The sequence below is a fragment of the Saccharopolyspora elongata genome, assembly GCF_004348985.1.
GTDB classification, from domain to species: domain Bacteria; phylum Actinomycetota; class Actinomycetes; order Mycobacteriales; family Pseudonocardiaceae; genus Saccharopolyspora; species Saccharopolyspora elongata.
Genome location: NZ_SMKW01000004.1, coordinates 268,500 through 287,203, shown reverse-complemented (window position 1 = coordinate 287,203; position 18,704 = coordinate 268,500). Strand labels below are relative to the sequence as shown.

Below are 18,704 nucleotides of genomic sequence, written 5' to 3'. Positions count from 1 at the left end.
CTGGCCACCCGCTACGCCCGCGAGCGGCTGACCGACATCGCCAAGAACCAAGGAGCCACCGTGCCCACCACCCCCGAGGTCCTGTTCGTCTGCGTGCACAACGCCGGCCGCTCCCAGATGGCCGCCGCCCTCCTGCACCACCACGCCCAGGGCCGCGTGACCGTCCGCTCCGCCGGATCCGCACCCGCCGACACCATCAACCCCGCCGTGCTCGAGGTCATGAACGAGCTCGGCCTCGACCTGTCCCAGGAATTCCCGAAGAAACTCACCACCGACGCCGTCGAAGCCGCCGACGTCGTTATCACCATGGGCTGCGGCGACGCCTGCCCCGTCTTCCCCGGCAAGCGCTACCTCGACTGGGAACTCACCGACCCAGCAGGCAAATCCATCGACGACGTCCGCCCGATCCGCGACGACATCGACCGCCGCGTCCACGCCCTGCTCGCCGAACTCGTGCCCGAGGCGGCGAAGTGAGCGACGTCCAGGCCACCGGGGTCGGCGGCGACCACCTTTAACCCGCACATCAAAGCACCCAGTGCGTTGTGCCCGCGAAAAGCCGAGACACAACGCACTGGGCGCAGGCTTTTGACCATTAGCTGCTGCTCGCCGCGCGTACAGCACCCCCGGGGAGGGCGGCGTCGCCGAGACTTCGCAGGTCAGTCCGGATTCGTTCGATGTGGTTGAGGTCCGTTCACCGCGGTTCAGCGCACAGGGCTGCTCCCCGTTTGCTCACCACGTACAGCCATCGGGGGTTGCCGGGCTGCCAGTTCGCCCGGTGTAGTCGCGTGCGTCAGGCGGTCATCTGCGGCCGTTCGGGAACCAGACGGGGACGGTGTGGAAGTAGCTGACCATGCCGATCAGTTCCACCAGGGTTTGGGTGACCACGATGACCGGGGAGAAGTTGTCAAGAGTTGCGGACTGGGTCGTTGACGTCTACCGAGTCTGTTCCCAGGCTGCTCGGCGGTCGCCTGGCCGACTTCTTCGGGCTGCGGCGGATCTTCACGCTCGGCCTGGTGGCCTTCTGCGGAGCGAGCCTGGCTGGTGGACTGGCTAACTCACCGAGCTGCTGATCGCCGCGCGGGCAGTGCAGGGCCTAGGCGCAGCGGTGCTGGCCCTCGCCACGTTGACGGTCCTGACTACGACCTTCCCCGAGGGAGCTCAGCGCACGCGCGCCCTGGCCGCCTGGACCGCGGTCGGCATGGCCGGAGGCACGGCGGGAAACCTGCTCAGTGGCGTGCTCACCGAATACCTGTCGTGGCGGTCGATCCTGTTCATCAACGTCCCGATCGGCGCGGCAGATTCATGCTGTGCCCTTGCGAAAGCCGCGCGACAAGTCGCCTGCCACGTGACCGGGTCGACTGCGCCTCGACCATCCGCTCCCGTAGCGGGACCGAGTTCTGATCCGAGCGCTGCGCCCGGCCACGACACCCCGCGGAACCATGTCGATTACGGTGGGATCCGGTCCGGACTGCGAAGGGGATGACGTGAGCGAGCGGATGCAGATCGGCGAGGTCGCTGAGCGCACGGGGCTGTCCCTGCGCACCATCCGCTACTACGAGGAAGTCGGGCTGGTTGTGCCCAGCGACCGCAGCCAGGGCGGGTTCCGCCTCTACACCGAGCCGGACGTCGCCCGGTTGAAGCTCATCATGCGCATGAAGCCGCTGGGCTTCCAGCTGGAGGAGATGCGCGAGCTGCTGGCCATCATCGACCCCACACCCGGCAGCCCGGAGTTCGATGATCCGGCCGCCCGGCTGGCAGCGTTCAGCGAGTCCGCCGAGCAGCGTTGCGAGGAACTGCGCGCCAAGCTGCGCATCGCCGAGGAGTTCGCCGCCACCCTCCGCGCGCACCTTGGTACTACCGGCAGCGAACGCACGCGAAATACCACTGCCTGACAGCACTTCGCCGCCGATCTCTGCAGTGATACCGGCCTCACCCAGGGGCGAAGCGCTGGAGCACCCACCACAACTCTCATTTAACGTAAGGGTAGAGTTCCGGGCGGTCCGTACACGAGTTATCGACGCCTCAGCTCCCGAATCCGGGAGCGTCCCGTTCGCCGAACGGGGTGCGGAATTCCGTCCCATCCCGCCCACAGGCGGCGCTGCTGCGTCGCCAGCCGCGTCATGCCTCGACGCGACGACGTTCCGCGCCGCCGTCCGGCGCCCGAGCAGTCAGGTGTGAAGTGCCGAATTCTCCGTCCCCGTTGGTGACCCGCCTGCGACCGTCCCGGCCGGCATGGCTCTCACCCAAGGTCGCTCGCACTGAGGTCCTCGCCGGTCTGGTCGTAGCCCTGGCTCTGATCCCCGAGGCCATCTCGTTCTCGATCATCGCCGGGGTGGACCCCAGCGTCGGCCTGTTCGCCTCGTTCACGATGGCCGTGGTGATCTCGGTCGTCGGCGGACGTCCCGCGATGATCTCCGCCGCCACGGGCGCCATCGCCCTCGTGGTCGCTCCCCTCGCCCGCGAGCACGGACTCGGTTACCTGGTCGCGGCCGTCATCCTGGGCGGGGTGTTCCAGATCGTCCTCGGCTCGCTCGGCGTGGCGAGGCTGATGCGGTTCGTACCGCGCAGCGTCATGGTCGGCTTCGTCAACTCCCTGGCCATCGCCATCTTCCTGGCCCAGGTGCCCGAGCTGATCGACGTGCCCTGGCAGGTCTACCCGCTGTTCGCCGCGGGCCTGGCGATCATGGTGCTGTTCCCCAAGCTCACCAAGGTCATCCCCGCTCCACTGGTGTCCATCGTGGCCCTTACCGCGCTGACCATCGCCGCCGGCATCGCCGTGCCCACCGTCGGCGACAAGGGCGCGCTGCCCTCCTCCCTGCCGACCCCCGGCATCCCGGACGTGCCCTTCACCCTGGACACCCTCAGCCTGATCGCGCCCTACTCCCTCGCGTTCGCCCTGGTCGGGCTGATGGAATCGCTGATGACCGCCAAACTGGTCGACGACATCACCGACACCCGCTCCAACAAGACCCGCGAATCCATCGGCCAGGGCATCGCCAACATCGTCACCGGCTTCTTCGGCGGCATGGGCGGCTGCGCGATGATCGGCCAGAACATGATCAACATCAAGACCTCCGGCGCCCGCACCCGGTTCTCGACCTTCCTCGCCGGCGTCTTCCTGATGATCCTGTGCATCGCGTTCGGGCCCCTGGTCTCGCAGATCCCGATGGCCGCGCTCGTCGCCGTCATGGTGCTCGTCTCGGTCGGCACCTTCGACTGGCACAGCATCTCCCCCGCCACGCTCAAGCGGATGCCCACCGGCGAGATCATCGTCATGGCCGTGACCGTGGCCGTCGTCGTCGCCACCCACAACCTCGCCATCGGCGTCGTCGTCGGCACCATCACCGCCATGGTCATCTTCGCCCGCCGCGTCGCGCACCTCGTCGACGTCACCGCCGTCACCGACCCCGACGGCACCGAAGTCGTCTACCGAGTCACCGGCGAGCTGTTCTTCGCCTCCAGCAACGAACTCGTCGACCAGTTCGACTACGCGAACGACCCCGACCGGATCGTCGTCGACCTCACCGACGCCCACGTCTGGGACGCCTCCACCGTCGCCGCCCTCGACGCCATCACCACCAAGTACGAAGCCCGTGGCAAAACCGTCGAAATCATCGGCCTCAACAAGCACAGCGCCGCCATGCACAACCGGCTCACCGGTGAACTCACCGCCAGCCACTGAGGCTCGCCGCACTGATCCCGATACAGGTGGCATGGCGGCTCCCTTCGGCCGCCTGCATCGGACTACGCCGGCAAGCAGCTGCTGATCATCCAGCGCGCTGGCGGCGCACGGCGGGCGGCTGGTCACGCCTTGCTGGAGGAGCTGCTAGACCTGCTCGACAATGCTCCGCTGGAGGTCGCATGGTGGACAGTGAGACCACTGTCCACGGAGGGCCGGTGCACGAGAACCACTACTGCCTATCCGAAGTCGCCCTCTTCCGCGACCTGTCCCGGCGGGAAATGGCCGACTTGGCGGTTCACGCCCCGCTGCGCACCGTCGCATCGGGGCAGGTCGTCTACAGCCCGCAGCGACCTACCGACACGTTGTTCATCATCAAACGCGGCCGGCTGCGCCTGTTCCGGATCGGCCCGGCCGGACAGACGGTCACCACCGCACTTCTCGGCCCAGGAACCGTCTTCGGCGAGGTTCCGTTGATCGGGATCCGAATGGGGGGCAACTGGGCGGAGACGTTGGAGGAATCCGTCCTGTGCCTGATGAGCCCGCAGGACGTTCGCCAGCTGCTCCTTGCCGACCCGAGGATCGCTGCCAGGATCACCGAGCACATGGAAGAACGCATCACCGAACTCGAACACCGCCTGACCGACCTCGCTTGCAAAGCACTGCCCGAGCGACTGGCCAGCACCCTGTGGACCCTGACCAAGAGGACGCCCGCCGGTTCGGTACCGGAGCCGGTCCGGCTGACGCACCACCAACTCGCCGACCTGGTGGGCGCCACCAGAGAACGCACCACCACCGCGTTGGGCGAGTTGGCCAACCACGGACTGATCCGGCTGCACCGGGCAAAGATCACCGTCACCAACCGGGACCGCCTATTGGCCTACGCCGACGGGGCCGGACGCACGCCCGGCGAGCAGGCGCCATCGGAATGACCGCCCATGACAAGGTGGATCACGAGCACCGAATAGCGCAGGTGCGGGTTGCCCCTCGAACGACTGGGCGCCGTTTCAGGCTGCCGGGAAGCACGGCCGTCGCAGCTGCGTGACGCGTTCGCGGGCCGCGTGTGCCGCGCATACATGGTGGCCTCCCGTCTCGGAATGCGCACCGCACAGTGTCCGGTTTCTGACACTCTTCCCGAGATTCCCGACCAGTAGGCAATCTGATCCATCAGCTAAAACCGGGTTTTCCTGGGCTATGCCAGGGAAAGATTGTGCCCACACTGCACCGGCGGTCGACTCGGCGAATGGTTGACCAATCCGACACCGCAGGCGAAAGCAACCGAGAGCACCTTCATGCCCGGTTTGCGAACTTGGCAGTTGCGCCCGAAACGCGGCGCGGGTACTCGGCGGGATAGGCGGTTCTGCCGCCGTAGGTGCCGAAGAATTGGGCGGCGGCCTGTTGGATCGCGGTGGACGGGTATGCGTGGGTGGTCTGCGCGAGTCTGCCGGTGAACATGCCGAGCTGCATGGCCAGGGCGGGTTCGTGGATCAGCTCGCCCGCGCGTGATGCGACGATGGTTGCTCCGAGCAGTCGGCCGCCGCCGGCGAAGCCGAGCGGTCTGCGTGGTCCGGCGATGAGCTTGACGAAACCGCGGGTTGCCGCAGCAGTGATCGCGCGGTCCACTTCGGACATGGACAGGTAGGCCACCTTGGCGATCACGCCGTCGAGCTTGTGCTCGCCTGCGCCGACGATGGCGATCTCCGGGTCGGTGAACACCACTCTCGGGATCGCGTGCGGGTTGAACACGGGCCTGTTCGAGCGGCGCAGGCTCGCTTGCACCGCGATGCGGCCCATGGCGTAAGCGCCGTGGGTGAACGGAAACAGCCCGGTGACGTCCCCTGCCGCGGAGATCCCTGCGGCCCCGGTGCGCAGGTGTCGGTCGACGATGATGAAGCCGTTCTGATCGGTGCGGACGTCGACAACATCAAGTCCGAGATCACCTGTTTCCGGGCGCCGTCCGGCAGCGACCAGCAGTCGCTCAGAACGAATGGTCTCGCCCTTGCCGATGTCGATCGCGACGCTGTTTCGGGTGCCACGCACTCGGTGGGCAGGCACGCCGGTATGTACTCGCACCCCGTTTTCGGTCAGGGCCTCGGCCAGCAGTGCTGAGGCGTCCGGGTCTATCGCGGGCAGGAGGCGGTCGGCTAGCTCGATGAGCGTGACCTCCACGCCCAGGCGGGCGAACGCCTGGGCCAGCTCGCACCCGACCGCGCCCCCGCCGAGCACGGCAAGCGAGCCGGGCATCGCGTCGAGGTCGAAAACCGTGTCCGTGGTCAGATACGGCACATCCGCCACTCCCAGGATCGGCGGCACCGCTGGACGGGTGCCCGTCGCAATGACGACCCGACGGGCCCTGAGCCGGCTTCCGCCCACTTCGATCGTGCGCGGCACGACGAAGTGGGCGCGCCCGCGCACCACGTCGATCCCCTGCTGGCGCAGCACCTGTTCGCTTTCCGTGGCCGCCACCCGCGCAACGGTCTCCCGTACGCGCTTCAGCGCAGTATCAAAAGAAAGGTCCGCAGCGGCGGCGTCCAGCAATGTTTTCGAGGGCACGCAGCCGGTGAACGTGCAGTCACCGCCGGGTGGTCCCTCGGTCACCAGCGACACCCGCAGCCCGGCGCGCACTGCCGTCGCCGCCGCTGCCAGTCCGGCGGCGCCGCCACCGATCACACGGTATTGTCGTCCATTCGGCTTTCCGTTCAGGCCAAGGTTCCCAACCAGGTGGTCACGGCGTACAGCACCCCGTAGGCGACCACGCCGATGGCCAGGTCGTCCAGCAGTCGCCACCGCCAGCGACGCACCCCGGCGATGCTGCACTGGTTGCGGCGCCGCGGCGACAGCCACACCAGCAGGCCCAGCACGGTCGGGCCGATGCAACACAGCAGACCGACCACGCCGCCGGTGATACCGATCCGCCACATCGGCAACCGGATGGTGCGGCTGTTCTGACCAGCGGAAGAAATCGCCTTCTCGGGTTCGATCACCGGCCACCTCGCAATAGGGCACGCAGCCAACCGGGTTTTCCGGATGCTCGGTCGTCAGCGTCCTCGGGTTCGCCTTCAATCCGCACACCCACCCCGAACGCCACATGCCCCTTGATCCGGCGGGCCAGCAAGGTCGGGTGCGGGTAGTACCAGGCACCGTCGGATTCGACGTCGTCGTCGGTCAGCAGGTTGTAGTAGTGGGCGATGCCCTTCCACGGGCAGATCGTCCTCGTTGGGCTTTCGCCGAGGTGTTCCCGGTTGACGGAGTCGGGCGGGAAGTAGTGGTTGAACTCCACCCGGACCGTTCGTGGGGCTTCGGCCAGGACCTTCCCGCGGTAGATCGCGCGCAGCATGACAACTCCATTTCACACCGACTGCTCGATCACAAGTAGAGCGATGGCAGGTCCTCCGCGCCCACCGGAATGTCAACTCTATGGCACATTCGGTCACCGCCCGGGTCCGGCGATGCCGAACATTGTCGAGTGGCGGACAGTGTTGTCGTGGACGACCGCGGCAATCTGGTGGGTTGAAGCCCAGTTCGAGTTCGCCGAGGAAAGCAGAGAGCAGCATGGCCGAGCCGAGCCCCGCGGGGAAGCGCGATCGCGATGAGGTGTTCCTGGAGTACACCAAGAGCATCTGCCCGGCGTGCAAGGTCGTGGTGGACGCCCAGGTCAACATCCGGGACTACAAGGTCTACCTGCGCAAATCCCGCTGGCTCCCCACCTGTCGTTCCATCACCTACCTGCTCGTCGACAAGACCGACGACCGCACCTACGTCATCCCCATCCCACAGCCGCTCAACATCGAGGACCACCTCGACTACGTCACCAACCGTGTCATGCCCGATCAGGCGGTGCGCGAGGCGCTGGAGCAGTTGTGGAGCGCCTCGGCGTTCATGGGTACGGAGTCGACCATGAGCAACCTGGAATCCACCACGGCACAGCTGGAGTGCGAGGCGTGCGGCATCGAATTGCCCGAAGCCGCCAAGGACCTGGGCGACAAGGCGTTCATGATCGTCGTCCAGGACTTTCAGGATCCCTACACCCTCAACGTCAAGCAGCTCATGAAGTGCTGCGTCGAGGAAATCACCCCGGACGGCCGGATGATCCCGTTCTGCGCCTACAACTCCGTCGGCTACCGCGAACAGGTACGAGCCCAGATGTCCGGTGCGGACGTGGCAGACGTGGTCCCCAACGCCACCGAACTCCAACCGATCGTGACCGACTCGCCCTACGGATCCAAGATCGCCAAGAACGGTCACCGGAGAGGAACCGTCGCACCGGATTCGACCAATGTCGGCCGCAAGGCGGTGGAATCATGACCGCACCGCAGGATCCGGAAGTGATCAAGGGCTGTTGTGCCGCTGCCTACGGCCAGGATGCGGTCGCGCTCCTGCTCGGCGACTCCTACCACCCCGGCGGACAAGCACTGTCCACTCGGCTGGCCGAGGCACTCGACCTGCGCCCAGGGCAACGCGTCGCCGACATCGCCTCCGGCCCCGGCGCCACGGCCCGACTGCTGGTCGGCCGCTTCGGCGTCCACGTCGACGGGATCGAGCTCAATCCGACTATAGTCGGCAAGGCACGGGAAACCACCCGCGTTGACGGGTTGTCGGACAGCGTGCGTTTCCACGTCGGCGATGCTGAAGGACTCCCGTTGCCGGACAACATCTTCCACGCCGTCGTTTGCGAGTGCGCCTTCTGTACCTTCCCCTACAAACACACCGCAGCTGCCGAACTCGCGCGGGTGCTCCAGCCCGGCGGACGGGTCGGCATAACCGACGTCACCGTGCACCCCGACGGGCTCCCATCCGAACTCGCCGGCCTGACCGCATGGGTGGCCTGCATCGCCGACGCCCGGCCACTAGAGGACTACGCCGCCATCCTCGCCGGGGCCGACTTGCGCACCACCCACACCCAGCGCCACGACGAAGCCTGCGAACCATGATCGACACCATCGAGGCGCGACTGAAACTCTTGCGCATGACCGCACCCGGCCAGCTCGACGCCGCAGGTGTGGACGTCGACGCAGTCCTCCGCCACACCCGCCTGGCCGCCGAAGCCACCGCCAACGGAACCCTCGGCTACGCCCACCTCATCGCCGAGAAACCCGCGTGACGGGGCGAATTGGGCGTTGCAGCTGCCGTGGCGGGGTCACGTGTTGTGCCCGGCATCGCCGTGACGACGCCCCGCCAAATCCAGACCAGCAGGTCGAGAACGATCAGTCCAGCCGTAGCGAGCAGCCAGGTTCGGCAAGCCAGCCCCAAGCGGCCCAACACTCCAGCGGCGATCATCACCGGGGCGGCACAGCACAGCACGACCAACAACTGGCGCAGCCGGGTGCGATGTAGATCCGCAACGCCGGACGTTCAGCGTCGGTCACACGTGGCCCGCCCGGCGCCGGAACCCGAAGAGCACCACGCTCATGACGATTCCATAGAGCAGGTGCCCCACCAGGCTCATGACGGCCATCTGCCCCACCTGGAACACCGGCATGCCCAGCCCGACGGGCATCAGCAACAGACCACCGAGGACCCACCAGACCGCGCCGTAGACCACACCGGCCCCGAGCAGCGGCCAGAACTCGGTGAAGGGAGCCACCAGGCCGAAGCCCGCACCGAGGATCGCCGAGATCACCAGGTGCACCACGACCCCGACCCCGACGTTGGTGCTACCGACGAGCATCGCGACCATCGGCAGCATTCCCATCGCCGCCATGAGGATGCCGAACACGATCCCACCGCCGATACCGGCCAGAGCCCCGTAAAGCCCCCGGGACAAGACCAACTGCACCGGGTGGTGTGCAGGATGAGCAACAGACATGATCATTCCTCCCCATCGACGCAACCTTCACGGCAAGCGTCCATCCCGCGCCCGCCACCGTGTCAGTAACACGGGTTACACATCAGGTCACCGGTGCAGGTGAGCCGGTGCCGCCGGGACACCGCACTGCATTCCCTCCGAACGCGAGGACTGCCTGGCGCGAGCCGCGATGCTGATTCGCGGTGACCGCGACATGGACGGCGCGTTCGACATCGGCTCGGATCTCATGGTGCGCGGTATGGATTCCTACCGGCAAACTCTCCAATCGTGGCACCGGAGCGGACATGACCGAAGCGAACTGCGGCACTACCTCGCCGCATTTCACGGTGAGAAGCCCGGCATCCGAGCGAGTACTCAGCCGGGTGGACAGCTCGCCGTACGGATGGCTGGCCGAGCCGCTGCACGACATCTCGGGACTGATCGTGGATATCGGCTGCGGGACCGCCCCGACCCGCGAGCACCTGATCGGCCGCCGCTGGGTCGGCGTGGACCTCAGCTCCAGTGAGTTGGCCGTGGCCGTCGCCGCTGGTCGCTGCCCCCTCGTGCAGGCACGAGCCGATGCCCTGCCCGTCGCCGACAACGCCGCCGATGCCGTTTGCGCCGCAATGTCGCTGCAGGTGCTCACACCGCTGAGCGCCGCACTGGCCGAGATCGCGCGCATCCTGCGGCCCGGCGGGCTCCTCGCGGCCCTGGTGCCCTCGAGACTTGGGTTCGCGCCGCGCGGGTGGCTCGGCTGGGCCAGCGTGCTCAACGCTCTCGGAGTCACCAGCCATCCTTGGCTCAACCCGCGTGTCTGCGACGGTGTTGTCAAAGTCCTGGGCCGGCGCAGCTTCGAGATCGTCTCCAGCCATCGTCGGACATTCCTGTTTCCGATCAGCACTGGCGAAGCCGCCGAGCTACTCGTCGACAGCCTGTACCTCCCGGGCACCAGCGCGGATCGCATCGCCGCGGCCAAGCACACCCTGGGTGCGTGGGCCCGTCCCGGCCGGACACTGCCCCTGCCGTTGCGCCGGGTCGTCGCCCGACGTCAGGTTTTGCCCTAGCCGGAGCGAGGCCGCAGTGTGCGCGGCCAAGACGGCAACAAGGCCCCCGATCGTTGAACTGAATACCTCTCTCATGCGCGCTGCTGGCGCCTCACTGACTGGGGTAGTTCGAGCAGACCCCGGACCACGTCCACAAGATCTGTTCCGGTGACGTCGGCGGACCTGAACACCTCGGCGTAGTGGCCTTCCAGTCGGCTCGCCCACCCGACGGTGAGCCCAGCCCGTTTCGCACCGTGGCAGTCGAAGGCGTGGACGGCGACCAATGCGACCTCGTCCGCGGATCGGCGTAGCCGCTCCAACGCGTAGCGGTAGACCCGCGTACGTGGTTTCCAGCTGTCAGCTTCGGAAACGCTGATGATCTGATCCACATACGCTTCCAGGCCGTTGCGCCGGAGGAAGCCTTCGGTTGTCTCCTCTGCCCCGTTGGTCAGGCAGACCATCGCCGTGCCGGACTCGGCAAGGATCTTCATCGCCGGCTCGACGTCGGGATGCGCGGGCAACTCGGCGAACCCAGTGACCACGTGGGCAACACCGGCATCACCGATGTCGCCGCGGGCCAGCGTGCGCAGCGCGCTCGCGGCCACGGCCGGGAACGGTTCGTAGTCGTCAGCCAGGCTCAACGCCATCCCGTCCGCAGCAACCGGTCGAACCAGCGCTCCAGCAACTGCCCCGGCAGACCGACCTCGGCGAGGCGGTCGCGCAATGGCTCCAACGACATGAGCGTTTCCACAACGTCGAAGATCACTACCCGTGGTCGGGTGGGCATAGTGCCTTCCATCGCTCCTCCCACACCAGCACTCGGCCGGTCACGCAGGTCCCGAGTAATTCAATTCCGGTCCGCGGGTTGCCGCCAGCCATGTTCAGGGCTTCGTCCAGAGACCGCAGGCTCTGCTGCGCCACCGGTCAGGCCCATTGCCACCGAGAGATCGGCGGGGCCCACGAACCCCGCGTCGACGCAGGGCACCGCCACGATCTCCGCCGCGTTGTCACATGCTCGTGGTGCCTCGAGAATTCGGCACGACGATCGTGGTTTCCGCTGCAGCGGTGAGGTGCTCAGCGGTGCTTTGAGCTCCGTGTCGCCCGGCGCGGCTGTAGACGGCAAACCCGCGTTCACCGCGCGGCGGGTAGTGGGCGAAGCCCACCACCTGCTCCGCGTGTCGACGTGCGACACGATCAGACCGTCCGCGCCCAGGTCGAGAACCCGCTGCACCAGCGCTGGTTCGTCCGCGCCCACTCGCACCAGCGTGCAGATTCCGTGCGCGCTGGCCGACACAACATGGCGTTGCAGCGCTACGTGATCGGCCGGCCGTGTTCGCAGTCGAGCACGACGAAATCCAGGCCGGCGATGCCGCTCATCTCCACCATAGGTTCGGCCGGCATGCGGAGAATGCCTCCGACCAGCCGCCGCTCCCCCACATTCAGCCGTTGCTTCAAATTCGCTCATCTCGCCACCATTCCCGCGGACATGTCGAGTCAGCTGAGCACAGACCCGACATGTGCAACATGGCGATCACCGCATCCGCCACCTCGTCCTCGGTGACCACCCGCGCCGCTGCATCCCCGAACCCAGCATCGCGCGGTCGACATTCCAGGGGGTAGCCACTTCTCTCACCCCCTGGGCTAACGTTCAGGAGTGTGGCGAGGGTATTGCTGGTGGAGGACGATGATGCGCTGGCGGAGGCACTGAGCCTCGCGCTCGGCAGCCTCGGGCACAGCGTGGAGGTTGCGGCAACCGGTGAACGGGCGTTGGCGCTGCTGTCGGAGGGCCACGCCACCGACGTGGTGCTGCTCGACGTGATGCTTCCCGGCATCGACGGCTTCGAGGTCTGCCGTCGGATTCGGATCGCCAGCACAGTGCCGCTGATCCTGCTGACCGCGCGCGGTGACGCTATCGACGTGGTCGTCGGGTTAGAGGGCGGCGCGGACGACTACGTGGTCAAGCCCACGGAGCCACGGATCATCGACGCCCGTATAAAGGCGGTGCTGCGGAGATCCATGCCGCCCGACGCGAACACCGACCCGTGTCTGCGGTTCGGGCCGCTGGAAATCGATCCGCTCTCGCTGGTCGTCACCCGTGATGGCCAGGAGCTGCACCTCACCGCCACCGAACTGCGGCTGCTGCTGGAGTTCGCTGACCGCCCAGGGCAGGTGCTCAGCCGCCAGGTGCTGCTCCGGCAGGTGTGGGACTACGGATACGTCGGCGACTCCCGGATCGTGGACGCTGCAGTGGCCCGGCTGCGCGCCAAGATCGAGGAAGACGCCGGGAACCCGGTGCTTCTGCGAACCGTGCGCGGGCTCGGCTACCGACTCGTGAAGCCATGACAACCCTGCACCTCGGGTTGCGGGCGCGGATCGTCATCGCGGTGGTGCTGGTCACCACCACCGCGACGATCGCGATGGCGTTCGCCGTGTACCGGATCCAGGCCACCGGCACCACTGACCGCTTCACCGCAGCGGCCAACGCCGGATTCTCGTCGGACCTGAGCCAGGTGCGAACGCGGTTTGCCAACGCCACCGGGCCGGGTGGCCGGATCCGGTTGGTCGCCGACTACATGCTGGGCCGCAAGGGCCTGGACTGGACCGTTCTCGACTTCATGCCCGCACCGGACGCAGTGCGAGGACGGGCGATGTTGACCGCCGGCAACGGCTACTACGGCCCGGAAGCCCAGCTGGATGAGCAACCCGCAACGGCGTTGGAGTTCACCGGCTTGCCCGACCCCGTGAAAGTCGCAACTACCACGCCTTGGGTGAACCTGACCAGGGATCTGATTTACCGCGCCCGTCAGGGCGGCACGGTTACCGGCCTGGTCGCGATCGAGCGGGGCGGTCTGCTGGCATTCGCCGCCAAGATCGATCCGGATCTGGTGCTCGTCGAGTTCTACGACATGCGGCCGCTGCAAGACGAACTCTCGCAGCTGCGCAGGACGTTGGTCGTCGTGGCGTTCGTGGTCTCGGTGCTGGGCGTGGCGGCCGCGCTGGTGGCAGCGAGCAGCATCCAGCGTCCGGTGCGCCGGGTGGCCGCCGCAGCGCATCGGCTCGGCAACGGCGCGTTCGACGTCCGACTTCCGGTGCGCGGTAACGACGAGATCGCCGAGCTGACCAGTTCGTTCAACTCGATGGCCGAGCGGCTCGGCGACTTGATCGAGGAGCTCAAACAGAAGGAACGGCAGCAACAGCGGTTCGTCGACGACGTCGCCCACGACCTTCGGACGCCCACGGCGTCGCTGGTCGCAGCGGCCGACAGCCTGCGGCATCCCGACCTCGATTCGCGTGATCGGGCCGTGCTGCTGGTCACGACGCAGGCCCGCCGGATGGCCCGGTTGGTCGAGGACCTGCTGGAGATCTCCCGGCTCGACTCCGGAGCCGCGGAGGTCCGCCCGGAAGCGGTCGACCTGCACGCCCTGGTGCTGGACGCGGTCGACCTGATCGGCGGAGGCTCGCGGATCGAGTTGCGCACCAGCGGCGACGTGACGCTCGTCGGGGATCCGCGCCGCCTGCACACGATCACCTGCAACTTGCTGGCCAACGCGTTGCATCACGGCGCCGAACCGGTCACCGTCAGCCTCGATGGGACGGATGTCGACCACGTCATGATGAGGGTCGCCGACTCCGGCCCTGGGGTGAGCGACGAGCTGATCCCAATCTTGTTCGACCGCTTCGTTCGGGGGGATCGGGCACGCAGCGCGACCGAGGGAAGCGGACTCGGATTGGCGATCGCCCGCCGCAACGCCCTTGCCCACCACGGTCGCCTGACCGTGCACAACGACGGTGGCGCCGTATTCACGCTGGCCGTTCCACGCGGACCGGAACCGGACGACGAGTTCTGAGACCCCGCTGATTCCGAACTCGTCGTTCGCAGTCTGCCGACGGGCGGTGCCACGCGATTTCGCCGGTCGGCCTCGCCCGTCGACGCTCAGGCCTGGCCGACCTCGGACTGCCCGGGTCGCAGCGTCGGACCGCAGTGGCGCCTCGGCCAATCCCCAGCCGCATCCTTGCGGTCCACCTCGGCCACCACTGACTCGGCGTACTCGCGGAGCTCACGCAGGGTCCCTTCGCCGTGCAACGCGTCCCGGCGCACCCAGTCCCCGGCCGGCGGGCCGGGGAGCTCGTAGCGGTAGATCTGCACGTAGTCACGCATCCGCGGGTCAGAAGAGATCCCGTTGTAGCCGCCCCAGATAGAGCGGGAGTGGATGAAGGTGGGCTTGACCTCCGCGAAGACCCAGTCACGCATGCCCGCCATGTCCCCGCTGTTCATGAAGTCGGCGATCTTCGGCTCCACCAGGCCGCCCATGTCGATCAGCCGCAGCTTGCTGGTCATGGCAGAGCCCCCGAGGTCAGGAATCAGGATCGACGCGTCGCTCGCGCCGAGGATGTCGGCGTAAGCGTTGGGCACCCGGCCGAGCCGATCGGCGACGTAGCACATGGAGATGTTGGGCACTGCCCGGAATTCCCTGGCATGGGCGCGGAAAGCGTGCGCCGACGGGACGATGGCGGCGAGGAGCCCCAATGCCAACACCGTCCGATGCCGGCCCTGACTGAACACCTCGACCGCTGAGAGCACGACGACCAACGAGCCCAGCGCCCAGATCGGCGTCGCGAACCGGTACTGCGCCATCCAGTCCGGTTGGAGCACGGCGTAAGCGACCACGGCCAGCAGCAACGGAACCAGCAGACAGGCCAGACCGGGCTTCCAGGCCATCGACCGGCCCAGCGCCATACCAACGATCATCGCAGCCGCCAGCACCACCAGCGGGCCGGCGTAGCCGATCAGCTCGGTCGGGCGAAGCAGATCGGAGAGCTCCGGGACATCTTGGGCCTTTGCCACGGACGGGTTCGACAGCAGGCGACCGAACTCCAGGTATCGCCAGCTGACGTAGGCCCCGACCGGAAGCGCGAACGCCGCCACGGATAGTGCGGTCCCGCGCACGGCGGCGGCCAGCTCGGACCGGCGTAGCTGGACCAGCATGGCCAAGGGGTAAGCGCCTCCGTAGATCAGACCCTCGGGCCTGGTCAATGCCGCAGCCGCGGCGAGAAGACCCGCCACTACCGCGACTTTGGTGCTCAGCAGCCGACCATCCAGCGACGCGTGCCACAGCAGTGCCGCCAACCCAACGATGATCAGTGTGTACAGCGAGTTCTCCAGCCCGGAGAAGCACCAGATCACGAACGACGGGATCACAGCCAGCATCCCGCCGACGGCGAGCGTCACCAGCCACGCGTGCTGCGTGACGCGGTGTGCCACGCCGTGGCACACCGCGAGCATTCCCACGATGCACAGCAGCGCGAGGCCCTTCGGGAACAACACGTAGTCCGGAACGCCGAACAGTTCGCCCCGGTCGAACAGACCGAGCAGGCGACCACAGGAGAGCAAGACCGTCCACGTCGGATTCGAGAACCCTTCGACTGGCTGCGCGCCGGGCTGCACAACCGGGCCGAGCCCTTCAGCAATGCTTCGCGAGTACGCGAAGGTGATGGCGGCGTCGTCGACGAACCAGCTGCCGTAGAGCGCCCCGTGCGCGCCGATCGCGGCTGTTCCGCCAAGCACGGACAACCAGGACCAAGACCGGTGTCCACGTCGGACGGGCGAGACCAGTTGCTGCTCGCGTGTTTCGACAGTTGGGGCCGACACTGTGGCCGTCATGCGAAGAACCGCTCCTCACGAAACTTCGGTGGATGTGCCTCACCCTATGAGCGGTATGTGCCGGTTCTTCGACAGCAGATCACCGATCTGGCCACCAATTTTCACCCGAATATGACGATTCGTCGACAACCCGCACTACGGCTAGCGTTTTCGACCGCTCGCCAGGTCCACGATGTGACTCCCGTGCTTCCGCAGCGCACCGCCACGGTCTACGGGTGGAGTGGTGTGTGACATGCGGAAAGCTGGCGACCTGTCGGACGGCCGTCTGCGGGTGATGTGAGCGGCCTCGAACACTCCGGCGACCACGGCTCTTGTCCTCGTGCCGACACTGATCACGGGCGTTCGTCTGTCTCGATGGAAATGCGAGCATGTTGGACGCGCTGGCACTGCCCGAGCAAGTCTGTGAGTTCGACGAGGAGCTTGCGAAAGGCGGGGAGCCCTGGCTCGGCTGTCCGCGCATGCGCGCGGCCTCAAAGGCTGCGGTGCCGACGCGCATGCCATGCGCCGAGTACGTGGGCTTCGCCTCCAGCAACGACTTGGTCTACCGGTTCGACTACACCGGCAACCTGCACAGCATCGTCATCGTCCTCGACCTCACCGACGCCGACGTACGCAAGACCACGAGGCGACCTCATGCGGCTCGCCGCCGGCGGCCGATCGGGATGCGGGCAGCCTCGTCCCGCTTGATCTGTTCGATGGCGGCCTCAATCAGCCCGGCGGCGGCCAGGGCCTGACCTTCCGTACGGCGGGGGCCAGGGCATTGACGCGCACACCGTCGGCAGCGAGCACCCCAGCTGCGGGTCAGCTGTTCGAGGGTGGCCTTGGACGCGGCGTAGTGGGCAGTGCCTGGCAACGGCCGGTGGCCGTAGGCGCTGGAGACATTCACGCCAAGCGGGCGCAGTGGCTGACCACGCCAGACCAGGCAGGACGGGATACGATTCCGCTGTGCGGGGTCGGCAAGCAGCGTCCGACGTGATCACGGCGAGCGCCTCCAAGTCGACTGGGGTCGATGCCGCTTTCCTCGAGGGCTACCCGGAAGTACTGGAGGTCGTCCTCGCAACGGGGCGGAGGCTCGCTCGTCGGGAAGTTGCGGAACGCCGGGCTGCTGGGCGCCGGGCTGCGGAATCCGGCGTTCCGCTGCGTGACCTCCTTCGGCTCTACCTCGCGGCGATACAGATGACATGGCGTGAAGCCCGCTCCGAGGACAAGGCCGGGCACGGACCGGGCTCGGTTGTCACGGACGCTGGTTTCCGCGCCGTGGCCGACACGATCGCTGCGCTGGCGGACGGCTACGAGAGCGCGCATCGGCTGGCTCTCCGCCAGGAGGATACCGCCCGCCGGGAGTTCATCGATGATCTGTTCTACGGCCGCAGCGAGCCGGGGAGCATGGCCGAACGAGCCCAGCGGTTCGGCATTCGATTGGCGGAGGGGCACATCGCCATCATCATCGAGGGCGATCAGCCACTGCGGGAGAGCAGTCAAGCAATCGGAGCAGTCGAGACCGCCTTGTACCGCTATTTCGTCAGTCGAGATCTGCTTTTCACGACGAAGGACGGTTCGCTGGTGTGCATCGCGCCCAGCACCCTCCCGGACACGCCGACCGAGCTGGCGCACCAGATCTCCAAGGCGATCGGATCCTGGGCGGAGTGGCGGATCGGGGTCGGTCGAGCCCACCAAGGTCCGGGCGGCGTGCGCCGGTCCTACGACGAGGCTCGCGCCAGTCTGCTCTTCGCGACCCGCTTGGGCTACCACGACCGGGTCATCAGGGCAGCCGATTTCCTTGTCTTCCAAGTACTCCTTCGGGATCGAGCGGCCATCGACGATCTGATCGCGACGGTCCTGGCCCCCTTGCAACACGCGCGGGGCGGGGCAGTCCCGCTCATCGAAACGCTCGCCTCCTACTTCGGCTGCGGCACGATCCATGCCGCAGCCGACGACCTGAACCTGAGCGTCCGCGCCGTGTCCTATCGGCTCGACCGAGTCAAGAAGCTCACGGGCTACTCGGCCACCGATCCGGCGCAACGCTTCACGTTGGAAGCCGCGGTGCTCGGAGCCAAACTCCTCGACTGGCCCGATCGATCAACGTAGCCGGGCTCGCGTCTCGATTGCTCACCGGACCGACGCGTCGAGAACGACCAGAGGTGTTCCCTGCATGCACATCGTGACATGTTCGGTTCGGGCGGGCCGTCCCCGGACCACCGCCATCACTCCCGGCTGAAGCGCCGGCGTCGGGTGCACCAGCAGGTACTCCTGATCAGCCGTACTGAGGACCAAACTGTTCGGTTCGATTCCGCGCTGCACGGTGCCGCGCACTGTCACTTCCGCGCCGGGCGCCGATGTCATCGGTGCCGAGACCGCAGGGGAGCCGGCCAGCGACGTAGGCTCCCCGCAGCCTGCCGACACAATGACTGCGGCGCACGCGGCGAGCAGTGCCTGGTAGCTCGCGTGGTCTCCTGCCCGGGAGCACTCGTTTCCGCAGGGGTCCATCTCAACTCCAAAGTTCCCGCGCCCGAGCTCTTCGAACCGTTCTGCACG

At 67.1% G+C, this 18,704-nt stretch carries 25 protein-coding genes; 14 read left to right on the top strand and 11 right to left on the bottom strand.

Annotation, left to right across the window (positions count from 1 at the left end; translation table 11 throughout):
* From E1288_RS05500 to E1288_RS05480, 6 genes are all read left to right on the top strand, one after another.
* On the top strand, positions 1-474 hold a 474-nt coding region (locus E1288_RS05500), incomplete at its 5' end, for an arsenate reductase ArsC (protein ID WP_235883367.1).
* A gap of 452 nt (positions 475-926) precedes the next feature.
* On the top strand, positions 927-1,070 hold the full coding sequence (locus E1288_RS50310; protein ID WP_408012974.1) for a hypothetical protein: 144 nt from the start codon (positions 927-929) through the stop codon (positions 1,068-1,070).
* Positions 1,071-1,084: 14 nt separating this feature from the next.
* Entirely contained in the window at positions 1,085-1,483 is a 399-nt protein-coding gene (locus tag E1288_RS50305; RefSeq protein WP_408012973.1) for an MFS transporter, read from the top strand.
* Position 1,484: 1 nt separating this feature from the next.
* Positions 1,485-1,892 (top strand): MerR family transcriptional regulator, encoded by a 408-nt coding sequence (locus E1288_RS05490; protein WP_408012971.1) that lies wholly within the window; start codon positions 1,485-1,487, stop codon positions 1,890-1,892.
* A gap of 311 nt (positions 1,893-2,203) precedes the next feature.
* Positions 2,204-3,682 carry a SulP family inorganic anion transporter gene (locus E1288_RS05485; RefSeq protein WP_235883366.1) on the top strand — a complete coding sequence of 493 codons (1,479 nt, stop codon included), beginning with the start codon at positions 2,204-2,206 and terminating at the stop codon, positions 3,680-3,682.
* A 179-nt stretch (positions 3,683-3,861) separates the two neighbouring features.
* Positions 3,862-4,611 (top strand): Crp/Fnr family transcriptional regulator, encoded by a 750-nt coding sequence (locus E1288_RS05480; protein ID WP_132481679.1) that lies wholly within the window; start codon positions 3,862-3,864, stop codon positions 4,609-4,611.
* Between the two features lie 358 nt (positions 4,612-4,969).
* Here the strand turns inward: E1288_RS05480 and E1288_RS05475 are convergent, their stop codons facing one another.
* From E1288_RS05475 to E1288_RS05465, 3 genes are read right to left on the bottom strand one after another with little or no spacing between them, the layout of a single operon-like run.
* A complete protein-coding gene (locus E1288_RS05475; protein WP_132481676.1) occupies positions 4,970-6,349 on the bottom strand; it encodes a dihydrolipoyl dehydrogenase family protein in 1,380 nt (459 codons plus the stop codon).
* A gap of 29 nt (positions 6,350-6,378) precedes the next feature.
* Positions 6,379-6,663 carry a hypothetical protein gene (locus E1288_RS05470; RefSeq protein ID WP_132481673.1) on the bottom strand — a complete coding sequence of 95 codons (285 nt, stop codon included), beginning with the start codon at positions 6,661-6,663 and terminating at the stop codon, positions 6,379-6,381.
* The gene (locus E1288_RS05465) at positions 6,660-7,016 is read right to left on the bottom strand and encodes a DUF427 domain-containing protein (RefSeq protein WP_132481670.1); all 357 of its coding nucleotides are present in this window, start codon (positions 7,014-7,016) and stop codon (positions 6,660-6,662) included. Before E1288_RS05465 ends, E1288_RS05470 begins: the two co-directional genes overlap by 4 nt.
* Before the next feature lie 215 nt (positions 7,017-7,231).
* On the opposite strand from E1288_RS05465, the gene E1288_RS05460 reads away from it, so the two are divergent.
* The 3 genes from E1288_RS05460 to E1288_RS48620 are packed head-to-tail and all read left to right on the top strand — an operon-like array spanning position 7,232 to position 8,780.
* Entirely contained in the window at positions 7,232-7,984 is a 753-nt protein-coding gene (locus E1288_RS05460; protein ID WP_235883365.1) for a hypothetical protein, read from the top strand.
* Positions 7,981-8,610 (top strand): class I SAM-dependent methyltransferase, encoded by a 630-nt coding sequence (locus E1288_RS05455; protein WP_235883364.1) that lies wholly within the window; start codon positions 7,981-7,983, stop codon positions 8,608-8,610. Before E1288_RS05460 ends, E1288_RS05455 begins: the two co-directional genes overlap by 4 nt.
* Positions 8,607-8,780, top strand: coding sequence for a hypothetical protein (locus tag E1288_RS48620; protein ID WP_235883363.1), 174 nt, complete (start codon positions 8,607-8,609; stop codon positions 8,778-8,780). The genes E1288_RS05455 and E1288_RS48620 overlap by 4 nt, the downstream gene beginning before the upstream one ends.
* 261 nt (positions 8,781-9,041) lie before the next feature.
* Here E1288_RS48620 and E1288_RS05450 read toward each other — a convergent pair whose 3' ends face one another.
* Complete coding sequence (locus tag E1288_RS05450) at positions 9,042-9,485, bottom strand: hypothetical protein (protein WP_132481667.1); 444 nt, start codon at positions 9,483-9,485, stop codon at positions 9,042-9,044.
* 284 nt (positions 9,486-9,769) lie between these two features.
* On the opposite strand from E1288_RS05450, the gene E1288_RS05445 reads away from it, so the two are divergent.
* Positions 9,770-10,528: a class I SAM-dependent methyltransferase gene (locus tag E1288_RS05445; RefSeq protein WP_207954188.1), complete on the top strand. Its 759-nt coding sequence runs from the start codon at positions 9,770-9,772 to the stop codon at positions 10,526-10,528.
* Between the two features lie 71 nt (positions 10,529-10,599).
* Here the strand turns inward: E1288_RS05445 and E1288_RS05440 are convergent, their stop codons facing one another.
* The 4 genes from E1288_RS05440 to E1288_RS46740 all read right to left on the bottom strand — a co-directional run bounded on the left by E1288_RS05440 (position 10,600) and on the right by E1288_RS46740 (position 11,962).
* Positions 10,600-11,148 (bottom strand): HAD-IA family hydrolase, encoded by a 549-nt coding sequence (locus E1288_RS05440; protein WP_235883362.1) that lies wholly within the window; start codon positions 11,146-11,148, stop codon positions 10,600-10,602.
* Positions 11,145-11,294 carry an HAD family hydrolase gene (locus E1288_RS48615; protein WP_235883361.1) on the bottom strand — a complete coding sequence of 50 codons (150 nt, stop codon included), beginning with the start codon at positions 11,292-11,294 and terminating at the stop codon, positions 11,145-11,147. Before E1288_RS48615 ends, E1288_RS05440 begins: the two co-directional genes overlap by 4 nt.
* Positions 11,295-11,354: 60 nt before the next feature.
* On the bottom strand, positions 11,355-11,738 hold the full coding sequence (locus tag E1288_RS50300) for an aldolase/citrate lyase family protein (RefSeq protein ID WP_408012984.1): 384 nt from the start codon (positions 11,736-11,738) through the stop codon (positions 11,355-11,357).
* 80 nt (positions 11,739-11,818) lie between these two features.
* Positions 11,819-11,962: a hypothetical protein gene (locus E1288_RS46740; RefSeq protein ID WP_165967991.1), complete on the bottom strand. Its 144-nt coding sequence runs from the start codon at positions 11,960-11,962 to the stop codon at positions 11,819-11,821.
* Positions 11,963-12,163: 201 nt separating this feature from the next.
* Here E1288_RS46740 and E1288_RS05425 point away from each other — a divergent pair, with 201 nt between their 5' ends.
* Together E1288_RS05425 and E1288_RS05420 are read left to right on the top strand one after the other, a co-directional pair.
* Positions 12,164-12,850 (top strand): response regulator transcription factor, encoded by a 687-nt coding sequence (locus E1288_RS05425; protein WP_132481661.1) that lies wholly within the window; start codon positions 12,164-12,166, stop codon positions 12,848-12,850.
* On the top strand, positions 12,847-14,355 hold the full coding sequence (locus tag E1288_RS05420) for a sensor histidine kinase (RefSeq protein WP_132481658.1): 1,509 nt from the start codon (positions 12,847-12,849) through the stop codon (positions 14,353-14,355). The genes E1288_RS05425 and E1288_RS05420 overlap by 4 nt, the downstream gene beginning before the upstream one ends.
* 86 nt (positions 14,356-14,441) lie before the next feature.
* Here the strand turns inward: E1288_RS05420 and E1288_RS05415 are convergent, their stop codons facing one another.
* Positions 14,442-16,073 (bottom strand): hypothetical protein, encoded by a 1,632-nt coding sequence (locus E1288_RS05415; RefSeq protein WP_235883360.1) that lies wholly within the window; start codon positions 16,071-16,073, stop codon positions 14,442-14,444.
* A gap of 464 nt (positions 16,074-16,537) precedes the next feature.
* Here E1288_RS05415 and E1288_RS47895 point away from each other — a divergent pair, with 464 nt between their 5' ends.
* Positions 16,538-16,903: a hypothetical protein gene (locus E1288_RS47895; RefSeq protein ID WP_207954187.1), complete on the top strand. Its 366-nt coding sequence runs from the start codon at positions 16,538-16,540 to the stop codon at positions 16,901-16,903.
* Here the strand turns inward: E1288_RS47895 and E1288_RS05410 are convergent.
* Positions 16,801-17,055 carry a Rossmann-fold NAD(P)-binding domain-containing protein gene (locus E1288_RS05410; RefSeq protein ID WP_235883359.1) on the bottom strand — a complete coding sequence of 85 codons (255 nt, stop codon included), beginning with the start codon at positions 17,053-17,055 and terminating at the stop codon, positions 16,801-16,803. The genes E1288_RS47895 and E1288_RS05410 overlap by 103 nt on opposite strands.
* A 371-nt stretch (positions 17,056-17,426) precedes the next feature.
* On the opposite strand from E1288_RS05410, the gene E1288_RS05405 reads away from it, so the two are divergent.
* A complete protein-coding gene (locus E1288_RS05405; RefSeq protein ID WP_235883358.1) occupies positions 17,427-18,257 on the top strand; it encodes a PucR family transcriptional regulator in 831 nt (276 codons plus the stop codon).
* 21 nt (positions 18,258-18,278) lie between these two features.
* Here E1288_RS05405 and E1288_RS48610 read toward each other — a convergent pair whose 3' ends face one another.
* Positions 18,279-18,482: a hypothetical protein gene (locus E1288_RS48610; protein WP_235883357.1), complete on the bottom strand. Its 204-nt coding sequence runs from the start codon at positions 18,480-18,482 to the stop codon at positions 18,279-18,281.
* Positions 18,483-18,704 lie beyond the last annotated feature (222 nt).